General features: G+C 63.2%; 18 protein-coding genes. 10 read left to right on the forward strand and 8 right to left on the reverse strand.

The features are described from left to right. Nucleotides 1-43: 43 nt before the first annotated feature. From IEI94_RS10905 to IEI94_RS10920, 4 genes are all read left to right on the forward strand, one after another. Nucleotides 44-1,630 carry an ABC transporter substrate-binding protein gene (locus IEI94_RS10905; RefSeq protein ID WP_191167342.1) on the forward strand — a complete coding sequence of 529 codons (1,587 nt, stop codon included), beginning with the start codon at nucleotides 44-46 and terminating at the stop codon, nucleotides 1,628-1,630. 134 nt (nucleotides 1,631-1,764) lie between these two features. Beyond that, the gene (locus IEI94_RS10910; RefSeq protein ID WP_191167343.1) at nucleotides 1,765-2,700 is read left to right on the forward strand and encodes an ABC transporter permease; all 936 of its coding nucleotides are present in this window, start codon (nucleotides 1,765-1,767) and stop codon (nucleotides 2,698-2,700) included. A gap of 47 nt (nucleotides 2,701-2,747) precedes the next feature. Next, complete coding sequence (locus IEI94_RS10915; protein WP_191167344.1) at nucleotides 2,748-3,644, forward strand: 2-hydroxy-3-oxopropionate reductase; 897 nt, start codon at nucleotides 2,748-2,750, stop codon at nucleotides 3,642-3,644. 19 nt (nucleotides 3,645-3,663) lie between these two features. Continuing rightward, nucleotides 3,664-4,131, forward strand: a complete 468-nt coding sequence (locus tag IEI94_RS10920) for a GlcG/HbpS family heme-binding protein (RefSeq protein ID WP_191167345.1) — start codon at nucleotides 3,664-3,666, stop codon at nucleotides 4,129-4,131. A 54-nt stretch (nucleotides 4,132-4,185) separates the two neighbouring features. Here the strand turns inward: IEI94_RS10920 and IEI94_RS10925 are convergent, their stop codons facing one another. Further along, complete coding sequence (locus tag IEI94_RS10925; RefSeq protein ID WP_191167346.1) at nucleotides 4,186-5,088, reverse strand: LysR substrate-binding domain-containing protein; 903 nt, start codon at nucleotides 5,086-5,088, stop codon at nucleotides 4,186-4,188. Between the two features lie 204 nt (nucleotides 5,089-5,292). Here IEI94_RS10925 and IEI94_RS10930 point away from each other — a divergent pair, with 204 nt between their 5' ends. Then, the gene (locus IEI94_RS10930) at nucleotides 5,293-6,420 is read left to right on the forward strand and encodes a TauD/TfdA family dioxygenase (RefSeq protein WP_191167457.1); all 1,128 of its coding nucleotides are present in this window, start codon (nucleotides 5,293-5,295) and stop codon (nucleotides 6,418-6,420) included. A 78-nt stretch (nucleotides 6,421-6,498) separates the two neighbouring features. After that, on the forward strand, nucleotides 6,499-7,431 hold the full coding sequence (locus IEI94_RS10935; RefSeq protein WP_191167347.1) for an ABC transporter substrate-binding protein: 933 nt from the start codon (nucleotides 6,499-6,501) through the stop codon (nucleotides 7,429-7,431). On the opposite strand, the gene IEI94_RS10940 is transcribed toward IEI94_RS10935, so the two are convergent. The 6 genes from IEI94_RS10940 to IEI94_RS10965 all read right to left on the reverse strand — a co-directional run bounded on the left by IEI94_RS10940 (nucleotide 7,432) and on the right by IEI94_RS10965 (nucleotide 13,089). After that, nucleotides 7,432-8,361 carry a LysR family transcriptional regulator gene (locus IEI94_RS10940; protein ID WP_191167348.1) on the reverse strand — a complete coding sequence of 310 codons (930 nt, stop codon included), beginning with the start codon at nucleotides 8,359-8,361 and terminating at the stop codon, nucleotides 7,432-7,434. Nucleotides 8,362-8,453: 92 nt separating this feature from the next. Next, nucleotides 8,454-9,161, reverse strand: coding sequence for an aspartate/glutamate racemase family protein (locus IEI94_RS10945; RefSeq protein WP_191167349.1), 708 nt, complete (start codon nucleotides 9,159-9,161; stop codon nucleotides 8,454-8,456). A 19-nt stretch (nucleotides 9,162-9,180) separates the two neighbouring features. Next, nucleotides 9,181-10,467 (reverse strand): TRAP transporter large permease, encoded by a 1,287-nt coding sequence (locus tag IEI94_RS10950; RefSeq protein ID WP_191167350.1) that lies wholly within the window; start codon nucleotides 10,465-10,467, stop codon nucleotides 9,181-9,183. Continuing rightward, nucleotides 10,467-10,979, reverse strand: a complete 513-nt coding sequence (locus IEI94_RS10955) for a TRAP transporter small permease (RefSeq protein WP_191167351.1) — start codon at nucleotides 10,977-10,979, stop codon at nucleotides 10,467-10,469. Before IEI94_RS10955 ends, IEI94_RS10950 begins: the two co-directional genes overlap by 1 nt. A 36-nt stretch (nucleotides 10,980-11,015) precedes the next feature. Further along, nucleotides 11,016-12,026 (reverse strand): TRAP transporter substrate-binding protein, encoded by a 1,011-nt coding sequence (locus tag IEI94_RS10960; RefSeq protein WP_224750079.1) that lies wholly within the window; start codon nucleotides 12,024-12,026, stop codon nucleotides 11,016-11,018. 214 nt (nucleotides 12,027-12,240) lie between these two features. Further along, nucleotides 12,241-13,089 carry a MurR/RpiR family transcriptional regulator gene (locus tag IEI94_RS10965; RefSeq protein WP_191167352.1) on the reverse strand — a complete coding sequence of 283 codons (849 nt, stop codon included), beginning with the start codon at nucleotides 13,087-13,089 and terminating at the stop codon, nucleotides 12,241-12,243. A 278-nt stretch (nucleotides 13,090-13,367) separates the two neighbouring features. Here IEI94_RS10965 and IEI94_RS10970 point away from each other — a divergent pair, with 278 nt between their 5' ends. From IEI94_RS10970 to IEI94_RS10980, 3 genes are all read left to right on the forward strand, one after another. Continuing rightward, a complete protein-coding gene (locus tag IEI94_RS10970; RefSeq protein WP_191167353.1) occupies nucleotides 13,368-14,438 on the forward strand; it encodes a tartrate dehydrogenase in 1,071 nt (356 codons plus the stop codon). Nucleotides 14,439-14,574: 136 nt separating this feature from the next. Then, a complete protein-coding gene (locus IEI94_RS10975) occupies nucleotides 14,575-15,969 on the forward strand; it encodes an FAD-dependent oxidoreductase (protein WP_191167354.1) in 1,395 nt (464 codons plus the stop codon). Between the two features lie 12 nt (nucleotides 15,970-15,981). Next, a complete protein-coding gene (locus IEI94_RS10980) occupies nucleotides 15,982-16,332 on the forward strand; it encodes a hypothetical protein (RefSeq protein ID WP_191167355.1) in 351 nt (116 codons plus the stop codon). Nucleotides 16,333-16,441: 109 nt separating this feature from the next. Here the strand turns inward: IEI94_RS10980 and wrbA are convergent, their stop codons facing one another. Then, nucleotides 16,442-17,041: an NAD(P)H:quinone oxidoreductase gene (gene wrbA, locus IEI94_RS10985; RefSeq protein WP_191167356.1), complete on the reverse strand. Its 600-nt coding sequence runs from the start codon at nucleotides 17,039-17,041 to the stop codon at nucleotides 16,442-16,444. A gap of 289 nt (nucleotides 17,042-17,330) precedes the next feature. On the opposite strand from wrbA, the gene IEI94_RS10990 reads away from it, so the two are divergent. After that, nucleotides 17,331-17,837 carry a lipocalin family protein gene (locus IEI94_RS10990; RefSeq protein WP_191167357.1) on the forward strand — a complete coding sequence of 169 codons (507 nt, stop codon included), beginning with the start codon at nucleotides 17,331-17,333 and terminating at the stop codon, nucleotides 17,835-17,837.

Consider the following 17,837-nt stretch of genomic DNA (forward strand, 5'->3'; position numbering starts at 1 on the left):
GCAATAGAACAGCGACAACAACAGAACCCATAGAGGTATCGACATGTTCAAGCGTAAATTTCCCCTACAACGCGCCCGGCGCACGCTGCCCACCACTCTGGCCGCTGCCGGCACCGCAGCAGCCTCTCTCGCCTTGGCTGGTCTGCTAGCGGCACCCGCCATCGCCGACGATGACAAGATCAGCATTACCTACGTGATGCACGAGGCCATCGACATCTTCGGTGATCCGATTCGCGGCTCCACCTACGATGAGCATCGCGCCCACCTGGCCCAGTTCGAGCCCCTGGTCTATGACTTCGACGGTCGTACCGGCGAGTCGGGCATCCGCCCCGGCCTGGCCGTCGATTGGGAGCAGACCGATGACCTGACCTGGCGCTTCCACCTTCGCGAGGGCGTGACCTTTCATAACGGTGAGCCCTTCAATGCCGATGCGGTGAAGTTCTCCATCGACCGGGTCTTCGATGAAGACTATCCGGGCGCCGACAAGTTTCTGGACGTTCCCATCACCGAGGTGGAGGTGATCGACGACTATACCGTCGATATACACACCTCTGACCCCGTCCCCATCATGCTCGAGCGGCTATCGCGCAACGGCGCCTTCATTCTCGAACCGAGCCACTACCAGGACCTTAGCCATGAGGACGCACTGACCAGCCCCATGGGCACAGGCCCTTATCGGCTGGTCGATTACGCCACCGACGAGCACTACACCTTCGAAGCCTATGAGGATTACTGGGGCTGGGATGACAAGAGCAACGTCGATGAGATGCGCATCCTGATGATCCCGGAAATATCCACCTCGGTGGCGGAACTGATGACCGGGAATGTGGATATCGTGCGTCTCACCGCCGACCTGGTGCGTCCGGTCGAGGAGAACGACGGTACCGATGTGATCGTCGCCCCCAGCCTGGTGCGTGCGGTGGTGATGTTCAACCTGACGGTCGACGAGTGTCTCGAGGATGCCAGAGTACGCCAGGCCCTCAACTATGCCGTAGACCGCCCGGCGATGATCGACGCCTTTGCGTTCGGCAACCAGGAGTTGGCCATGAAGACCATGGTCAATCCGCCCAACGACCACCCCGACCTTGAGCCCTACCCCTTTGATCCAGACAGGGCTCGAGAGCTGCTCGCCGAAGCTGGCTGTGAGAGCTTCGAGATACCCGAGATCGATGTCATGCAGCCCCAGGCCATGGAGCACGCCGAGGCCACCGCACAGTACTGGCGCATGGTAGGTGTCGATGTCGGCTCGGTGTCGCTGGTCGATCCCGCCATCATGCGTGAGCGCTGGATGGACCGTTCGCTAGGGGTACATGCCTATACCTGGTCGGCGGCGGAAAACACCCCCGAGACCGACATGTACGCCATCAGCGACTCGCGGCAGCGCAACTCCACCCATTGGGATCGCCCCGAGTTCGAGGAGATGTACGAGGAGCTGCAGCGTACCGTCGACCCTGATCGTCGCAACGAGCTCAACTACAAGCTCCAGGAGATGCAGTACGAGGATCCCCCCGGCACCTTCCTCTATCTGCGTCCCATCGTCATGGGTGTGAGCGAGCGTATCGGCGGCTACCTCCCTCATCCATCCATGCTGATGGAGGACTGGAGAGCGATCTACGTCAAGGAAGAGTAACCGTCGAGCCGGGCGGTAAATCCCGCCCGGCTAACGGGACCACGCTACCAACAATCACAATGACGGCTCTCTCGCGACAACACTGTCCAGCGCAGGATGCCGAAGCCTGAACGCCCACACGAGGAGTAGATGCCGTGTATTACCTCTTGAATCGGATAGCGCAAGGCCTGGTGGTCATCTTCTTTGCGCTTACGCTTGGCTTCTTGCTGGTCTTCGTCATCGGCGACCCGGTATTGATGCGGGTCGGGGAGGATGCCTCCCAGGAAATGATCGATCGCTATCGCCAAATGATGGGGCTCGACCGGCCAATCATTGTTCAATATGTCGATTTCATGACCCGCGCCGTCCAAGGGGATTTCGGCCTCTCCTATCGCAGCCAACAGGACGTGCTTTCGCTGCTGCTCGAGCGCCTCTCGCGCTCCGCTGAGCTGGCCATTCCGGCCATCATTCTCGCCCTGGTGGTCTCCATTCCTGTCGGCGTGCTGAGTGCCATCAAGCGTAATACCTGGATCGACTATGTGGCTCGAGTGCTGGCACTGATCGGCCAGGCCGCGCCACAGTTCTGGGTGGCGATCATGGCCATCGTCATCTTCGCCGTGGCGCTGGGCTGGATGCCCTCTTCCGGGCGGGTGACTGATCAGGGCTTCTGGACCTATGTGGCGCACATGGCCATGCCGACCTTCGTGCTGGCCCTGACGCCCATGGCCTACCTGACACGGATGATGCGCTCCACGGTGCTCGAGGTGATCAATGAAGACTATGTACGCACCGCCCGTGCCAAGGGGCTGGCGGAACACCGCATCATCTATTATCACGCCGTGCGCAACGCCCTGGTCCCCTACGTCACCCTCACCGCCCTGCAGGTGGGTAATGTCATCGCCGGTTCGATGGTCGTGGAGAGCGTCTTCTCATGGCCCGGCCTGGGGCGCCTGTTCATGAACTCCATCCGTCAGCTCGACATCCCCGTAGTGGCCGGCGGTCTGGCCCTGGTCGCGGTGATCTACGTGGTGCTCAACCTGCTCGCGGACCTCAGCTACACCCTGCTCGACCCGCGGGTCCGCAACAAGTAAACCAGCGCCGACAACGGCCCACACTAGGTACCACAAGGAGCAAGACCATGAGTAATCTCGATATCGGCTTTATCGGCCTCGGCATCATGGGCAAGCCCATGGCCGGCCATCTGCTGGATGCCGGGCACCGGGTCACCACCAGCACCCACCACAAGGCAGCGCCAGCCGAGTTGCTAAAGGCCGGGCTGGGCAGTGTAGGGACACCCCGCGAGGTAGCCAGCAGCAACGAGGTGATCATCTTGATGGTCCCTGACACTCCCCAGGTGGAAGAGGTCCTGTTCGGGCCCGACGGGGTCGGCGAGAGCCGGCTCGACGGCAAGGTGGTGATCGATATGAGCTCCATCGCCCCGATGGCCACCAAGACGTTTGCCGAGCGGGTCCGCGCTCTGGGCGGGGACTATGTCGATGCCCCGGTATCCGGTGGCGAAGTGGGTGCCAAGAATGCCGCCTTGTCGATCATGGTCGGCGCCGCGGAGGCAACCTTCGAGCGCATCAAGCCGATTCTGGAGATCATGGGCAAGAACATCATCCGCATCGGCGAGGTCGGCGACGGCCAGACCTGCAAGGTGGCCAACCAGATTGCGGTGGCCCTGACCATTCAGGCGGTCGCCGAGTCCCTCACCTTCGCCTCCAAGGCGGGTGCCGACGTCGCGAAGGTCCGTGAGGCACTGCTCGGAGGGCTGGCCACGTCACGGATTCTCGAGATCCATGGCGAGCGGATGATCAAGCGAACTTTCGAGCCTGGCTTTCGTATCGAGCTGCACCAGAAGGATCTCAATCTGGCCCTCAGCGGCGCCCGCGAACTAGGCGTGGCACTGCCCAACACCGCCATCGCCCAGGAAATGTTCAATGCCTGCCGGGCCGCTGGTGGTCAGGGCTGGGATCACTCGGGGCTGGTGCGCGCCATCGAAATGCTCAGCAATCACGAGATCGGACAGAAATAGGACAAGGGAGAGACGTGCCATGCCTTTCGATGTGTTCCGACGCAAGTCGACCCTTTCGCTGGCGCAGGCCCGGCAGATCATTACTGCGGCGCTCGCCGAAGCCAGGCGACTCGAGCTCGAACCGCTAGTGGTGACGGTAATCGATGCCGGCGGCCAGCTGATTTCCGCCGACTGCGAGGATGGTGCCGGCACCCTGCGCTTGCAGATCGCTCAGGGCAAGGCAGGTGCTGCACTTGGCATGGGCATCTCGAGTGCCACCGTGGGAGAACGCACCCAAGGCCGCGAAGCGTTCGTCACCGGTGTGGCCAGCGCCTCCCAGGGGCACTTCGTGCCAGTTCCCGGTGGCGTACTGGTGCTCGACGATGAGCGCACGGTGATAGCTGCCGTGGGTGCCAGCGGCGACAGTCCAGGCAACGACCAGACCTGTGTATTGGCCGGTATCCGTGCCGCCGGCCTCACGCCCGGGCTAGACCCTGCCGAGACATAGCGCTGGCAACATGGCGCCGCAACCATCCATATTGCCGGGCCAAGCGCCTTGCGTTTACGACTGTGTGGCTACCGGTCCGGCGACATCGTCGAGGTCGCGTTCCGCGGCCAGCCAGCGCCACAGCGACTCGGCGTCTTCAGTGACATTGCGGCGGCTCGGGCGCACCAACCAGAAGCGTTCATCGCTGGCCAGGCCATGACCCAGAGGCGTGACCAGGTCATCGCGCTCGTCGAGCAGTCGTCGATGGGCCAGCGCGACCCCTACCCCCTGGCTGGCCAAGGCCAGGGTCATCACCTGATTGTCACAGCTCAGGGCAAGACACTCTGTCTCCAGTCCCGCCACGCCCGCCCCCTCCAGCCAGGCCGACCAGCCCACCCCGAAACCCAACGCATGCAGCAGGGTGTGGCCAGCGAGGTCACGTGGCGTCTCGAGCGTCGCTGCCAGCGCCGGAGCGCAGACCGGCACCAGCCACTCCGCTCCCAGCGACAGCGCCTCGACGCCCGACCAGTCACCGTGACCGTAGCGAACCTCGATGTCCGCCCCCTCCGGGCCAAAGTCATCCGGCCAGATGGCACTGACCAGACGTATGGCGATCAACGGATGCTCACGGTGAAGACGCAGTAAGCGCGGCGCCAGCCAGTTCTGCTGAATCACCGGCGTGGTACGCAGTGTCACCGAATGCCCCGCAGCGCTGCCGAATACCTCGGCGGTGCCTTCGCCAAGCCGCGTAAAGGCGTCGTTGATGCTCGGTAGCCAGGCCTGGCCGGCCGGCGTCAGACTGAGGCTGCGCGGATGGCGCACGAACAGCTTATGGCCCAGGCGATCCTCCAACAGGCGAATGCGCTGGCTGATCGCCGCCTGGGTCACGCCCAGTTCGCGCCCTGCCGCGGTGAAACTCAGGGTGCGTGCCGCCGCCTCGAAGGCTTGCAGCCACGCCAGGGGGGGTAACTGGCTCATGAGAAAGTCCGTTATAAGCTGTGCTTGGCCTTAGAGGCCAGATTAATCGTTTGTCACTGTCATGGCGAGCCACCATGCTGTGCTGCGTCATCAACGCCCAAGCACAGGAGCGCCATCACCACGATGAACAGCACCGTCCCATCCCCCGACATCCTCACCGCCCACCTTGATACCGCCAATCCAGTCGACCCGCATGCGCCGGTCATGGCTGAGCTGATGCCTTTTCCGGCTGCTCCACTACTGTGCGAGGCGCGCATCGACAACGAGGCGATCGAGCTGTACTGGGAAGACGGTGAACGAGCACGCCTGCCGTCGGTCTGGCTGCGTGATCACTGCCCGTGCACGACATGCCGGCACCTCCAGACCCGTGAACGTCTGTTCATCCCCCTCGATGAGCCTGTGCCACCCATCGAGGTGCAGCTCGAGGCGGGTCATCTCCAGCTGCGTTGGGCCGACGGACACCTCAGCCAGTTCGCCGCGGGCTGGCTCTACCAGCGCCGCCCCGAGGCGCCAGCCGAGAGCGCACTGCCCCCGCGTAAGCCCTGGTGCGAGTCCTTCACCCCGGTCCGGGTCGCGCATGCCGACATCTTCACCCCGCGAGGCGAAACCGCCTGGCTCGAGGCGCTGCTGCGTGACGGTCTGGTGTTGCTCGACGGTGGCCCGCTGGCAGACGAGGAGGTCAGTCGCATCGCCGAACGTATCGGCCCCCAGCGGCCGACCAATTTCGGCGCCCGCTTCGACGTTCGCTCCAAGCCCAACCCCAACAATGCCGCCTATACGTCGATTGGCCTGGCGCTGCATACCGATCTGCCTAACTGGCGCCAGCCGCCGGACATCCAACTGCTCTACTGCCTGCAGAACGAAGCCGAGGGCGGTGAGTCGCTGTTCGCCGACGGCTTTCAGGTTGCCGAGACACTGCGCCAGCAGGCCCCTGAGCACTTCCGCCTGCTCAGCGAGCTGGCCATCGATTTCCGTTTTCAGGACGAGACTCAGGATATCGCCACGCGCGCGCCGATCATCGAGTGCGACGCCAATGGCGAGGTGGTAGAGATCCGCTTCAACAACTGGATTCGCGACACCCTGCGCCTGCCCGCCGAGCAGATGGCCGCCTGGTACCGCGCCTATCGCCACTTCTGGACACTGCTTCACTCGCCGCGCTACCAGATCGACTTCGCGCTGGCCCCGGGGGGGATGGTGGCCTTCGACAACCGCCGCGTGCTCCACGGCCGGCGTGCCTTCGACCCCAATACCGGCGCCCGGCACCTGCAGGGCACCTACCTCGACCGCGACATGCTCGAATCGCGGCTGCGCGTCCTGGCGCGCAACAGCTGAGTCGCCGCTCACCAGCGATGCCGCGCTATCAGCACAGCGGACGCGGCATCTATCCAACATCACAACAGGAGATACTCCATGTCTGCATCCCCACGTATGCTGCTCGTCGGCGGCTTGCTGTCGAGCCTGGCGCTGCCCACCCAGGCCGACGATGGAACCCTCAATTTCGGCGTACCGGCGTGGCCCGGAATTACCGTCAAGACCGAGATCGCCGAGCAACTACTGGCTCCCCTGGGCTACGATACCCGCACCCATGAGCTGGGCCTGCAGGTGGTTTACCAAGGCATGGACAGTGGCGATATCGACGTCTTCCTGGGTGGCTGGATGCCCGCTCAGCGCGAGATGTTCGACCCTCGCGAGGCCGATGACCGGCTACGCGCGGTGGCCAACAACGTCGACGGCGCCCAGATGACCCTGGCGGTGCCCGAATACCTTTACGAGCAGGGCATCCAGAGCTTCGCCGACCTCGATGCCAACCACGAGCAGTTCAATGGCCAGATCCACGGCTTCGGCGCCGGCTCGGCGGCCAGCGAGATTCTCGAAGACGCCATCGCCAACGATACCTGGGGGCTGGGTGACTGGCGCCTGGTGGATACCAGCGAAGTCGGCATGCTGAGTGCAGCACAGGACGCCATCTCCCGCGAAGAGGCCATCGTCTGGGTCGGCTGGACGCCGCACTGGATGAACCTGGAACTGCCGATGCGCTATCTCGACGACCCGCAGGATCTGTTCGGCGAGAACAACGGCGAGAGCGACGTGCTGACCCTGATGCGCAGCGACTACGCCGAGGCCAACCCTGAGCTGGTCGCCTTCTTCGAGGCCTTCACCTTCAGCGCCGAAGAGCAGAGCTGGATGATCCAGGAGTATGGCCAGCAGGATCGTGACCTTGAAGAGGTGGCCGGCGAATGGATCCGCGACAACGCCGAGCGGGTCGAAGCGATGTTCGCCGAGGTCAATGACCGCGACGGCCAGCCGGCATGGCCGCAGGTAGAGGCAGCCCTCGAGCTCTGATCAAGCCTCCTGGGTCGGCACTCGGCCGGGCATCTCGCCCGCGAGATGATCGAGGAAGGCCCGAATGCGCGCCGGCACTTGCCGGCGCTGCTCGTATACGGCGTAGAAATCCGCGCGCACCCCACGCCACTCGGGCAGCAGCGCCACCAGCGCGCCGCTGGCCAGATGGTCGTGTATGTCCCACCACGAGCGCAGCATTACCCCGTGACCATCCAGCGCCAGCCGGGTGATCACCTCGCCGTCGTTACTTGCCAGCCGCCCGCCGACCTTGACTGCTTGAGCCTCGTCGCTGCCGCGACGTTCGAAGCGCCACAGCGGAAAATCGCTGTCGTTCTCACGGATCACCAGACAGGGGTGGCGCGCCAGGTCGGCGGGCACATCGAGTCGCGGCATGGACGCGACATAGTCAGGCGCGGCACACAGCACGCGGCGATTGGCGAGAATACGCCGTGCCACCAGCCGCGAATCGGGAGGCTCGCCGACGCGAATGCCGATATCGAAGCCGTGATCGCCGAGGTTGAGGGGAAAGTTGGTCAGCTCCAGCCAGGCGTCGAGCCGCGTATGCTCGGAACAGAAAGCCGACAACAGCGGCGCCACGTGGCGTCGGCCGAAGCCGAAAGTGGCGTTGACCCTCAGCCGACCGGAGAGCTGACCCTGGCTGCTCCCGCCGCGGGCCTCCAGAAGCGCACTTTCCAGGTCCTCCAACTCGTCGAGGAGCAGCGAGCCGCGGGACAGGTAGAGCTCTCCCTCGGCGGTCAGCGTCAAACGCCGCGTGGTGCGATGGGCCAGCGCCACTCCAAGCCGCGCCTCGAGCTGCTTGAGGCGCTTGCTCACCGCCGACAGCGATAGCCCCAGCTCACGCGCGGTGGCGGTCAGGCTCCCGGCACGGGCCAGGTGCTGAAAGAACGCCAGATCGTCAACCTGCGACACGCCACCCTCCACTTTCACGCAACAATGCCTTGCACTATAGCCACCATCGCGTAGTAGATAATAGAGTGGCGCTACGCTTTATCCCAACAGAGTCAGCCTGGCCTCACCGATACCCGCGGCGTGCCTTGAAACATCGCCGGGCAGCGACCGCGGCTGAAATGGAGGGTTCGCTGCAGCTGTACCGCCGCTGCGGTAGCATCGATTACCGGCAGTGCGAGGGAGGGGGCCAGACACATCGCCAATCCCGCCAGCGGCCCACCGCCAAGGATAATGCTGCGGCACTCACCTTGCGCGACCACCTCACGACAACGCTCCAGCAGCGGCCCCTCCACCGCCGCCTTGATCTGACCGGGATCCTCGGGAAGCGGCAGGTCGACCACATGGATGCCGGCCAGCGACGCCTGCATACCGTAGCCGACCACCAGCTGTTGCATCGAGGGCACCACCGCCTTGGCGAAAGAAACCACGGCGAAGGAGCCGCCCAGGGCACTCGCCGTGAGCAGCGAGGCGTGACCGATACCCACCACCGGACAGTCGACGATCTCCCGCAGCGCCTTGGCCCCGGCATCACCGAAGGAGGCCACTATGATGCCGTCGACCCCCTCTCCCCTGGCCAGCACGGTGTTCACCACCGCCTGCTCGGCCAGCCGGGCATCCCTCTCATCGACAATCAGCCGCGGCGCACCATCGGCCTGTGTGACGATGATCTCGTCTTCCGGCAGCGCGGCCTGCCGAGCGGCCGCAGCGATATGGCGGGTCACGCCAGTCGAAGAGTTGGGATTGATCACCAGAAGTTTCATGTGCTTTCCATGTCAGGGGTCAGAGGATCACCGAGGGGAGCCACAGCGACAGGGCCGGGAAGACATTGATCAGCGCCAGCACCACCAGCATGGCGAGCAGGAACCAGGCCAGCGACGGAATGATCGCGCCGATGCTGATGCGCGCAATCGAGCAGGTGACCAGCACCACCGAGGCCACCGGCGGCGTCTGCTGGCCAATGCCCAGATTGATGGTGACGATCAGCCCGAAGTGCACCCGGTCGATGCCCAGCTGATCGGCGAGCGGCAGGAAAATGGGCACCAGCATCAGGATCGCCGGCGTGCCATGCACGATGGTACCCGCCAGCAGGAAGAAGACATTGATCGCCAACAGCACCACCCAGTAGTTGTCGGAGATACCCAGGATTCCCTCGGCGATCTCCTGGGGAATGCCCTTGTTGGTCAGGTACCAGCCCAGCAGCGTCGAGGTGGCCACGATGAACATCAGCATGGCGCTGCGCTTGCCGGCCACGCGCAGAGTATCGAGCAGCGCCCGGAAGGTCAGCGAGCGGTAGTAGAGCGTCGCCAGGATGATCGCCCACAGCGCCGCCACGGCGCCCGCCTCGGTGGGCGTGAAAATACCGCCCAGGATACCGCCCAGAATCAGGATCGGCAGGGTGATGGGGATGATCGCCTCGCGACCGGTATCGATCACGTTCTTGAAGACGAACTTGCCTTCGATGGGGTAGCCCTGGCGCACCGAAATCACGTAGGCGGTGAACATCAGCGCAAAGCAGACCACGAAACCGGGCAGGATCCCCGCGGCGAAGAGCTGGGCAATGGAGGTATCCGAGACGTAGGCGTAGAGAATCAGATTGAGACTCGGCGGCACGATGATCGCCATGGTCGCCGAGGTCGCGGTAACCGCCGCCGCGAAGGCCACGGTATAGCCGCGTTTCTTCATCTGCGGGATCATCACCGAACCGATCGCCGCCGCATCCGACGTGGCCGTGCCGGATATCTCGGAGAAGAACAGCGAGGTCAGAATATTGACATGCGCCAGCCCCCCGCGAATATGCCCCACCAGCGAGCTGGCGAAGTTGATCAGGCGCTCGGCGATGCGCCCCTGATTCATCACTTCCCCGGCGACCATGAATAGCAACGCCGCCACCAGCAGGTAGTTGTTGGCCCCACCGAAGGGCACCATACCCATGATCTGCGGCATCACCGCGGGGTCGAGCAGGATCATGACCATCGCGGTCACACCCAGTACGAAGGCAATAGGCATACCGGTGAGCAGGAAAAACACCAGCATGATCAGAATGAGATGGCCTGGATCCAGAGGCATCAGTCGGTCTCCGGGTAGAGTTCACTAGGGGCAATCTTGCCGGTCGCCAGCCCGAACAGTCGGATAGCGCAGATGATGGCGATCAGGCCGCAGCCGACCGGCATCGCCCAGCGAAACAGCGCCATAGGCAGATCAATGGAGATCAGCGAACGCCCGTGGAAGCCGAGGCTGGCGTGCATGCCGTAGTAGGCCACCACCAACGCAAACGCCAACATGAAGGCGTGGTTGACGCACAGCAGTATCCGCTGCACGACCACTGGCATGAGGCGCAGCACGCTGTCGAAGCCGAGGTGTTCGTTGATCTTCGTCAAGTAGGCAGCGCCGATGAAGGTGAGGACTGCCAGCAGGTTGGCCGGCAGCTCCTCTCCCCATGACACCGAGGCGTTCAGGATAAAACGCGAGAACACCGCATAGTTGAGAAGTACCAGCAGCAGGCCGGCCAGCAGGACCACCACGCTGTCGAGCAGGCGCAGGAAAATGCGCTCGACGCCCTGAATCACGGTCGGTGTCATAAGACCCCCCTTAGGGAAACGCTGAACAGAATTTACTTAGCGTTGGCTCATGACATCGAGCGTGACATCGATCATGTCCTGACCGATGGCATCGACGAAGACGGGATCCTCGTAGAGCGCGGCAGCCATTTCCTGGAAGGCCGCGAAGTCGATCTCGCTCACCTCGATACTGCCTTCCAGCTCGGCCAGCACCGCGGCATCGGTCTCTTCACCCCAGGTAAAGGTCCAGGAGGCCATCTCCTGGGCCACACGCTCCAGCACCTCGACGTCCTCCTCGTCCAGACTGTTCAGGAAGGGCTCACCGAACAGCAGGAAGGTGGGCAAGTAGACATGGTTGGAGACCGAGAGGTAGTCCTGCACTTCATCGAGGCGTGCTGTCTGCACCACGTGGGCGGGATTCTCCTGACCATCGATCACGCCCTGGTCCAGGGCCGAGTAGACCTCGCCGAAGGCTAGCGGCGTGGCATTGGCCCCCAGGTGGTTGAACATGGTCACCCGCTGGCGGTTGTTCGGGGTGCGGATGCGCAGGCCGTCCAGATCCTCAGGCACCACCACCGGGCGGACGTTGTTGGTGATATTGCGAAAGCCGTTGTCCCACATCGCCAGCAGGCGCATGCCGGTGCCCTCGAAGCCTTCACGCAGCATGTCACCCGCGTCGCTGTCGACGAAGTAGGCGACATCGTCGCGGTCCTCGAACAGGTAGGGCAGATCGAAAATGCCGGTTCTGGCATTGAACTGCGACGTGGCCGACGCCGCCAGGGAGGCATGATGGGTGCCCATACCAAGTCCCTGAAGCACGTCATCCTCGCCGCCCAGTGTGCCGCCCATAAACAGACGCACATTGAAGCGTCCCGGCGAATCTTCCTCCAGACGTTCGCTGAACTCCTCCAGGAAGGTGTGGGCGAAGGAGCCCGACGAGTGAGTGCTGTTGATCTGGATCTCGATGGGACTGGCGAAGGCCAACGGTGCGGCAGCCAGTGCTGCCAGAGAGGTGGCAGCCGCGAGATGGGTCAGCTTGAAACGTGGGAAGTGCGCATGAGTCATCATGGTTGAACCTTTGGTGTTGTTGATTGAAATGCCGACGACAGACACCAAAGGAAATACACTTTTCATGCCAAAGATCTGTGAAAATATTTTTTTACGTTTATTTCAAGCACGTTGGCCATGAATTCACCGTCACGGCAGCGCTGATATCATGTTTAGGGTATGTAAAATCTGCACAATGGGCGTGCACTGCCACCCGTCAATGCACCAGTCGGGCTCACTGCAACTCGTCGAGCGCCTCGTGAATCGCCTCAATCCCGCTCAACCGCTGACGACCTTCGACGCCGGACAGCTCCAGCACCCGGGTGGCGAGATAGTGACTGATCGCCAGCACCGCTACATGGTTGAACAGAGGGCCCGAGGCAGTGGTGCGGCAGCGGAAGTGCCAGGTGAGGCCTGGCTGCTCGGGTGCGCTCTCATCGGTAATATAGAGTACCCGAGGCCCGCGACGCTCCAGCTGTTGAATCACACCATCCAGCTGGGCAGCTCGCCGCTTCATGCCATAGAGCACCACGCAGTCTTCGGCCGTGATGCTGATCAAGCTCTCCGCCAGGGTCTCTGCCGCCTTGGGTAACAGCGCGGTATGTTCGATCACTTGCAGAATTTGCCAGTTGAGGTATTCGGCAAAGGCGTGGCTACTGCGGAACCCGATGATCCATACCCGCCGTGCCGACAGCATGGCCTGGGCGACATCATCCACCTGCTGCTGGGAGATGGACGCCCCGATCTGCTGCAGATTGGTGATGCCCTGGCCAATGTGCTGCAGGAAAAGGCTGTTCTCGGAGTCAACCTGCTTGCCCTCGACCAGCAGCAGCGCGGCCCCTTCTTCACGATTGGCGCGCACATGCTGGCGCGCCTCCTCGTAAGAGCGATAGCCCAGTTTCTTGATAAATCGCGTTACCGTGGCATTGGAGACATTGGCCAAACCAGACAGCTCGGACGCCGTATAGCTGGCCAGCTCACCAGGAAACTCGAGAATGAACTCGGCCAGGCGGCGTTCGGTGGGATGCAGGTTAGGCAGGGCCATCCTGACCCGCGTGACGAAGGACGGTTTCGTGACGGTCATGCAGACAGCATCCTCGCGTTGACCCTTTGCTGGCACGTGAGTCGCTTACCATAGCAGAAAGCTCGCCAATCCGGCGCCATCCGATCTCGCCTCGGCCAGCCCTCTCAAGGGGGCATGCCTCATGACGCCGACCTTCGACGGTCTACACTGCGTGACGAGACGGGCAAAGCGCCACCCTCCACTTTCACGCAACAATGCCTTGCACGATAGCCCGATTATCCCACTGGGCATAGAGACTAGACTGCAGGAGCACGCCCGTTCAGACACAGGAGACCCTCATGGCCCAACGTATTGCCGTCATTGCCGGCGATGGCATCGGCACCGAAGTCATTCCCGAAGGCCTGCGCGCCCTCGAGGCCGCCGCCAAGCGCTTCAACATCGACCTCGACTGCCAGACCTTCGAGTTCGGCAGCTGCGACTACTATCTCGAACACGGCAAGATGCTGCCCGACGACTGGTTCGAGCAGCTCAAGGACTTCGACGCGCTGTTCTATGGCGCGGTGGGCTGGCCGGAGAAGGTGCCCGACCACATCTCGCTGTGGGGCTCGCTGCTGCAGTTCCGCCGGCAGTTCGACCAGTACATCAACCTGCGCCCCTGCAAGCTGATGCCCGGCATCAAGAGCCCGCTGGCCGGCCGCGAGCCCGGCGACATCGACTTCTACGTGGTCCGCGAGAACACCGAGGGCGAGTACTCCAGCGTCGGCGGCAAGATGTTCGAGGGCACCGACCGCGAGGTGGTGATTCAGGACACCGTCATGACCCGCACCGGCGTCGACCGGGTGCTCAAGTACGCCTTCGACCTGGCAGCCACCCGCCCCAGAAAAAAGCTCACCTCTGCCACCAAGTCCAACGGCATCTCGATCACCATGCCCTACTGGGACGAGCGCGTGGAGGCCATGGCCAAGGGCTACCCCGAGATCGCCGTGGACAAGTTCCACATCGATATACTGACCGCCAACTTCGTATTGCACCCCGACTGGTTCGACGTGGTGGTGGGCAGCAACCTGTTCGGCGACATCCTCTCCGACCTCGGCCCCGCCTGCACCGGCACCATCGGTATCGCCCCCTCGGCCAATATCAATCCGGAGGGCAAGTTCCCCAGCCTGTTCGAGCCGGTTCACGGTAGCGCCCCGGATATCGCCGGCAAGGGCATCGCCAACCCCATCGGCCAGATCTGGTCAGGCGCCATGATGCTCGAGCATCTCGGCCATCAGGACGCCGCCGATGCCATGCTCAAGGCCATTGAAGCGGTGCTCGCCAGCGGTGACCAGAGCGTGCTGACGCCGGATATCGGCGGCCAGGGCAGCACCGAAAGCCTGGGGCGGGCTATTGCAGAGCGCATCGGCTAAATATTAGGTGCAACAGGATAGTTGACCTGCGTCAACATAACGCACAATACAGCAGGCGGCGGCGGCGAAAAGGGAATAGGTTATAAGAATATAACCGAAACAGACTGGTTAACTTCCCGCTGGAGACCCGCCGCCCATGCCTCGACACAACTCCGACCTATCACGCCTGGATCGGCGCCAGTTCCTCAAGTGGAGCGCAGGCGCCGGTGCTGCAGGCCTACTCTACTCTTCCGGCCTTCACGCCAGGCCACTCTCCACTAACGCTCGCGTCGTCATCCTCGGCGGTGGCGCCGCAGGCATGGCGATGGCCAATCGCCTGTCCCGCCGCCTCGACGGTGCGCGGATCTCGCTCGTCGAACCCCGCGAGATTCACCACTACCAGCCAGGCTGGACCCTGGTGGCCTCCGGCGTCTGGCTCCCCGAAAAGACCATGCGACCGAATGCCCGCTTCGTGCCAGCCGGCGTCTACTGGGTTCGCCAGCCTGCCGCCGGCATCGATGCGGCCAATCGCCGAGTCGAGCTGGAGGATGGCTCATCACTCGACTACGACTACCTCATCGTGGCCACCGGACTTCAGCTCAATTATCACCTGATCGACGGGATGTCGCCCGAGCTGGTCGGCACCCAGGGTATTGGCAGCGTCTATGCCAGCCTAGAGGGTGCCACTCGCACCCGCGATGCCATCGACGCCTGGATTGCTCAGGGCAGTGGCAAGGGCATCTTTACGGCGGCCCCCACACCGGTGAAGTGTGCCGGCGCCCCGCTTAAGATGACGTTCACGACGCTGTCCCGTCTGGAGAACAGCGGCCACCGCGACGACTTCCAGGTCGAGTTCATGGCCCCCGGCGCGGCGCTATTCAGCCAGCCCTGGGTCAACGATTTCGTCAAGCAGCGCTTCGACGACCAGGGCGTCACCCGACGCCACCACTATCGGCTCTCCGCCATCGATCCCGGCGCCCGTCAGGCAGAGTTCGCTTTCGTCGGTCCCGACAGTGAGTTCACCTCCCACCATGAGCTACGCGAGGCGGAATTCTCAGAGGAGGGCCAGCGCAAGGTGATCGCCGACTACGACTTCATCCACGTGGTGCCCCCCATGAGCGCACCGGATTTCGTCAAGGAGAGCGACCTGATCGCACAGGATGGCCCCTTCCGCGGCGAGTGGCTGGATGTCGACATCCATACCCTGCAGCACAACCGCTACCCGGAAGTGTTTGGCATCGGCGACGTGATCGGCGCACCGATCAACAAGACCGCCGCCAGCGTCAAGGCACAGGCTCCGGTGGTGGAGGACAACCTGCTGGCCCAGATGCAGAACCAGCCGCTGCCGCTCCGCCACAACGGCTACACCTCCTGCCCGATGATTACCGGTATCGGCAAAGCGATGCTGGTGGAGTTCGGCTACGACAACGACCTGGCGTTTCTGCCCTCCTTCCCGTTCATCGATCCGCGCGACGAGTCCTGGGTGGCCTGGACGATGAAGGATCGCATGCTGCAGCCAGCCTACTACGCCGTGCTGGAAGGCCAGGCCTGAGGAGACAGGACAATGACGATTCAAGGTGCACTGACCATTCTGATCTACGCGCTGGCCCCCTTCCTGTGGCTGATCGTAGCCGGAGTAGCGCTGCTGGTGACCATCCAACTGGTTGCTCGCCTACGCGGCTACCGTACCTTCAGCTATCGCTGCCTGGGTGCCAACCTGGCGGCGCTGGCGGCGGGCCTCACCGGGCTGTGGTGGATACCCGCCTTCACCAACTCGCAACTTGCCTACGTGGTTACCGCCTTCGACTGGGTAGCGCTGATCGGGGCAGTGATTGGCCTGGCCATCGCCGCCTGGCTGATACTGCATCCGCTCAGCTACCTGCTGCGAGGGCGTCGATTAGCAGCGGCCACGTGATGTTTATCGCCACCCAGTTACTAGACGACGATGCCCCCGCCAGCGCGAGCTGACGGGGGCATGCTTGCAGCAGCGGATCGAGGCCGCCGCGAGGGTGACGCAGGCTTGATCAGCTCGCCAGCTTGGCGGCGATACCGGCCACGTGCTCGCCCTGGAAGCGGGCGATCTTCAGTTCGCGCTCATCGGGCTGACGCGAGCCGTCGCCGCCGGCCAGGGTCGCGGCGCCGTATGGCGTACCGCCGCTGACCTTGGAGATATCGAACTGCTCCTCGATGCCGTAGCCGATCGGCACGATCACCATGCCGTGGTGGGCCAGGGTGGTCCAGGTCGAAGTGATGGTCATCTCGTCACCGCCGCCGGTACCGGTGGAAGTGAAGACGCTGGCCACCTTGCCGCGCAGCGCGCCCTTGGCCCACAGGCCGCCGGTCTGGTCGAGGAAGGTGCGCATCTGGCCGGCCATATTGCCGAAACGGGTCGGCGTGCCGAAGATGATCGCGTCGTAGTCGGCCAGTTCGCCGGGGGAGGCCTCTGGTGTTGTCTGGTCCTGCTGGCCACCGGCATTGGCGAACGCCTCGGCGCTCATGGTTTCGGGGACCCGTTTTACGGTCACCTCGACTCCCGCAACTTTGGCGGCGCCTTCGGCCACTGCCTTGGCCATGGTGTCAATGTGTCCATACATGGAGTAGTAAAGTACCAGTACCTTGGTCATCGCGATAAACCTCACAGCGTTGATTGATGAATAAGCGATACGATAGCGCAGCCATGAATGAGAAAAAGCGAATGATTTCGACAGCTCGGTGCGATTTTATCGACGCATCCCTGGTCGGGAACCCCTGCTGGCCCCGGGGTGTCTCTGCCACCACACAACGCGAAGGAGCCTTACCCGTGACAACGACCCTTGTAGCCCAGCGCCGCCGCCATCAGACAGTGTCTCGGCTGCGCCAGGCATGACGCAGCTGCTTAAGCACCGAAAGCTAGCCCTCGCCGCTCCCACGACCATGGCCCTGCTCCTGGCGGGCTGCACCGGCATGCCCAGCGGCACCCAGCCGGTCACCGGCTTCGAGCTGGAACGCTACCTGGGACAGTGGTACGAGATCGCGCGCCTGGACCACTCCTTCGAACGCGGCCTGGACTGCGTCACCGCCGACTACTCGATGCGCAGCGACGACGGCGTACGCGTCATCAACCGCGGCTACAACCTCGATGAACAGGAGTGGGACGAGGCCGAAGGGCGTGCCTACTTTGTCGATGACGAGGACGTGGGGCGCCTCAAGGTGAGCTTCTTCGGGCCCTTCTTCGGCGGCTATAATATCCTCGAGCTCGACGACGACTATCAACACGCCCTGGTGTCGGGCCCCAACCGCAACTATCTGTGGATACTGGCCCGCGCCCCCGAGCTCGATGACGCGACCTACCAACGGCTGCGCGACAGCGCCGAACGCCTCGACTTCGCCGTCGAAGAGCTGATCGAGGTCGAACAGGGGGAGGCCTGCCCCTCTCGCTGA

The sequence above is a fragment of the Halomonas sp. ML-15 genome, assembly GCF_014779595.1.
In the GTDB taxonomy this organism is placed as follows: domain Bacteria; phylum Pseudomonadota; class Gammaproteobacteria; order Pseudomonadales; family Halomonadaceae; genus Franzmannia.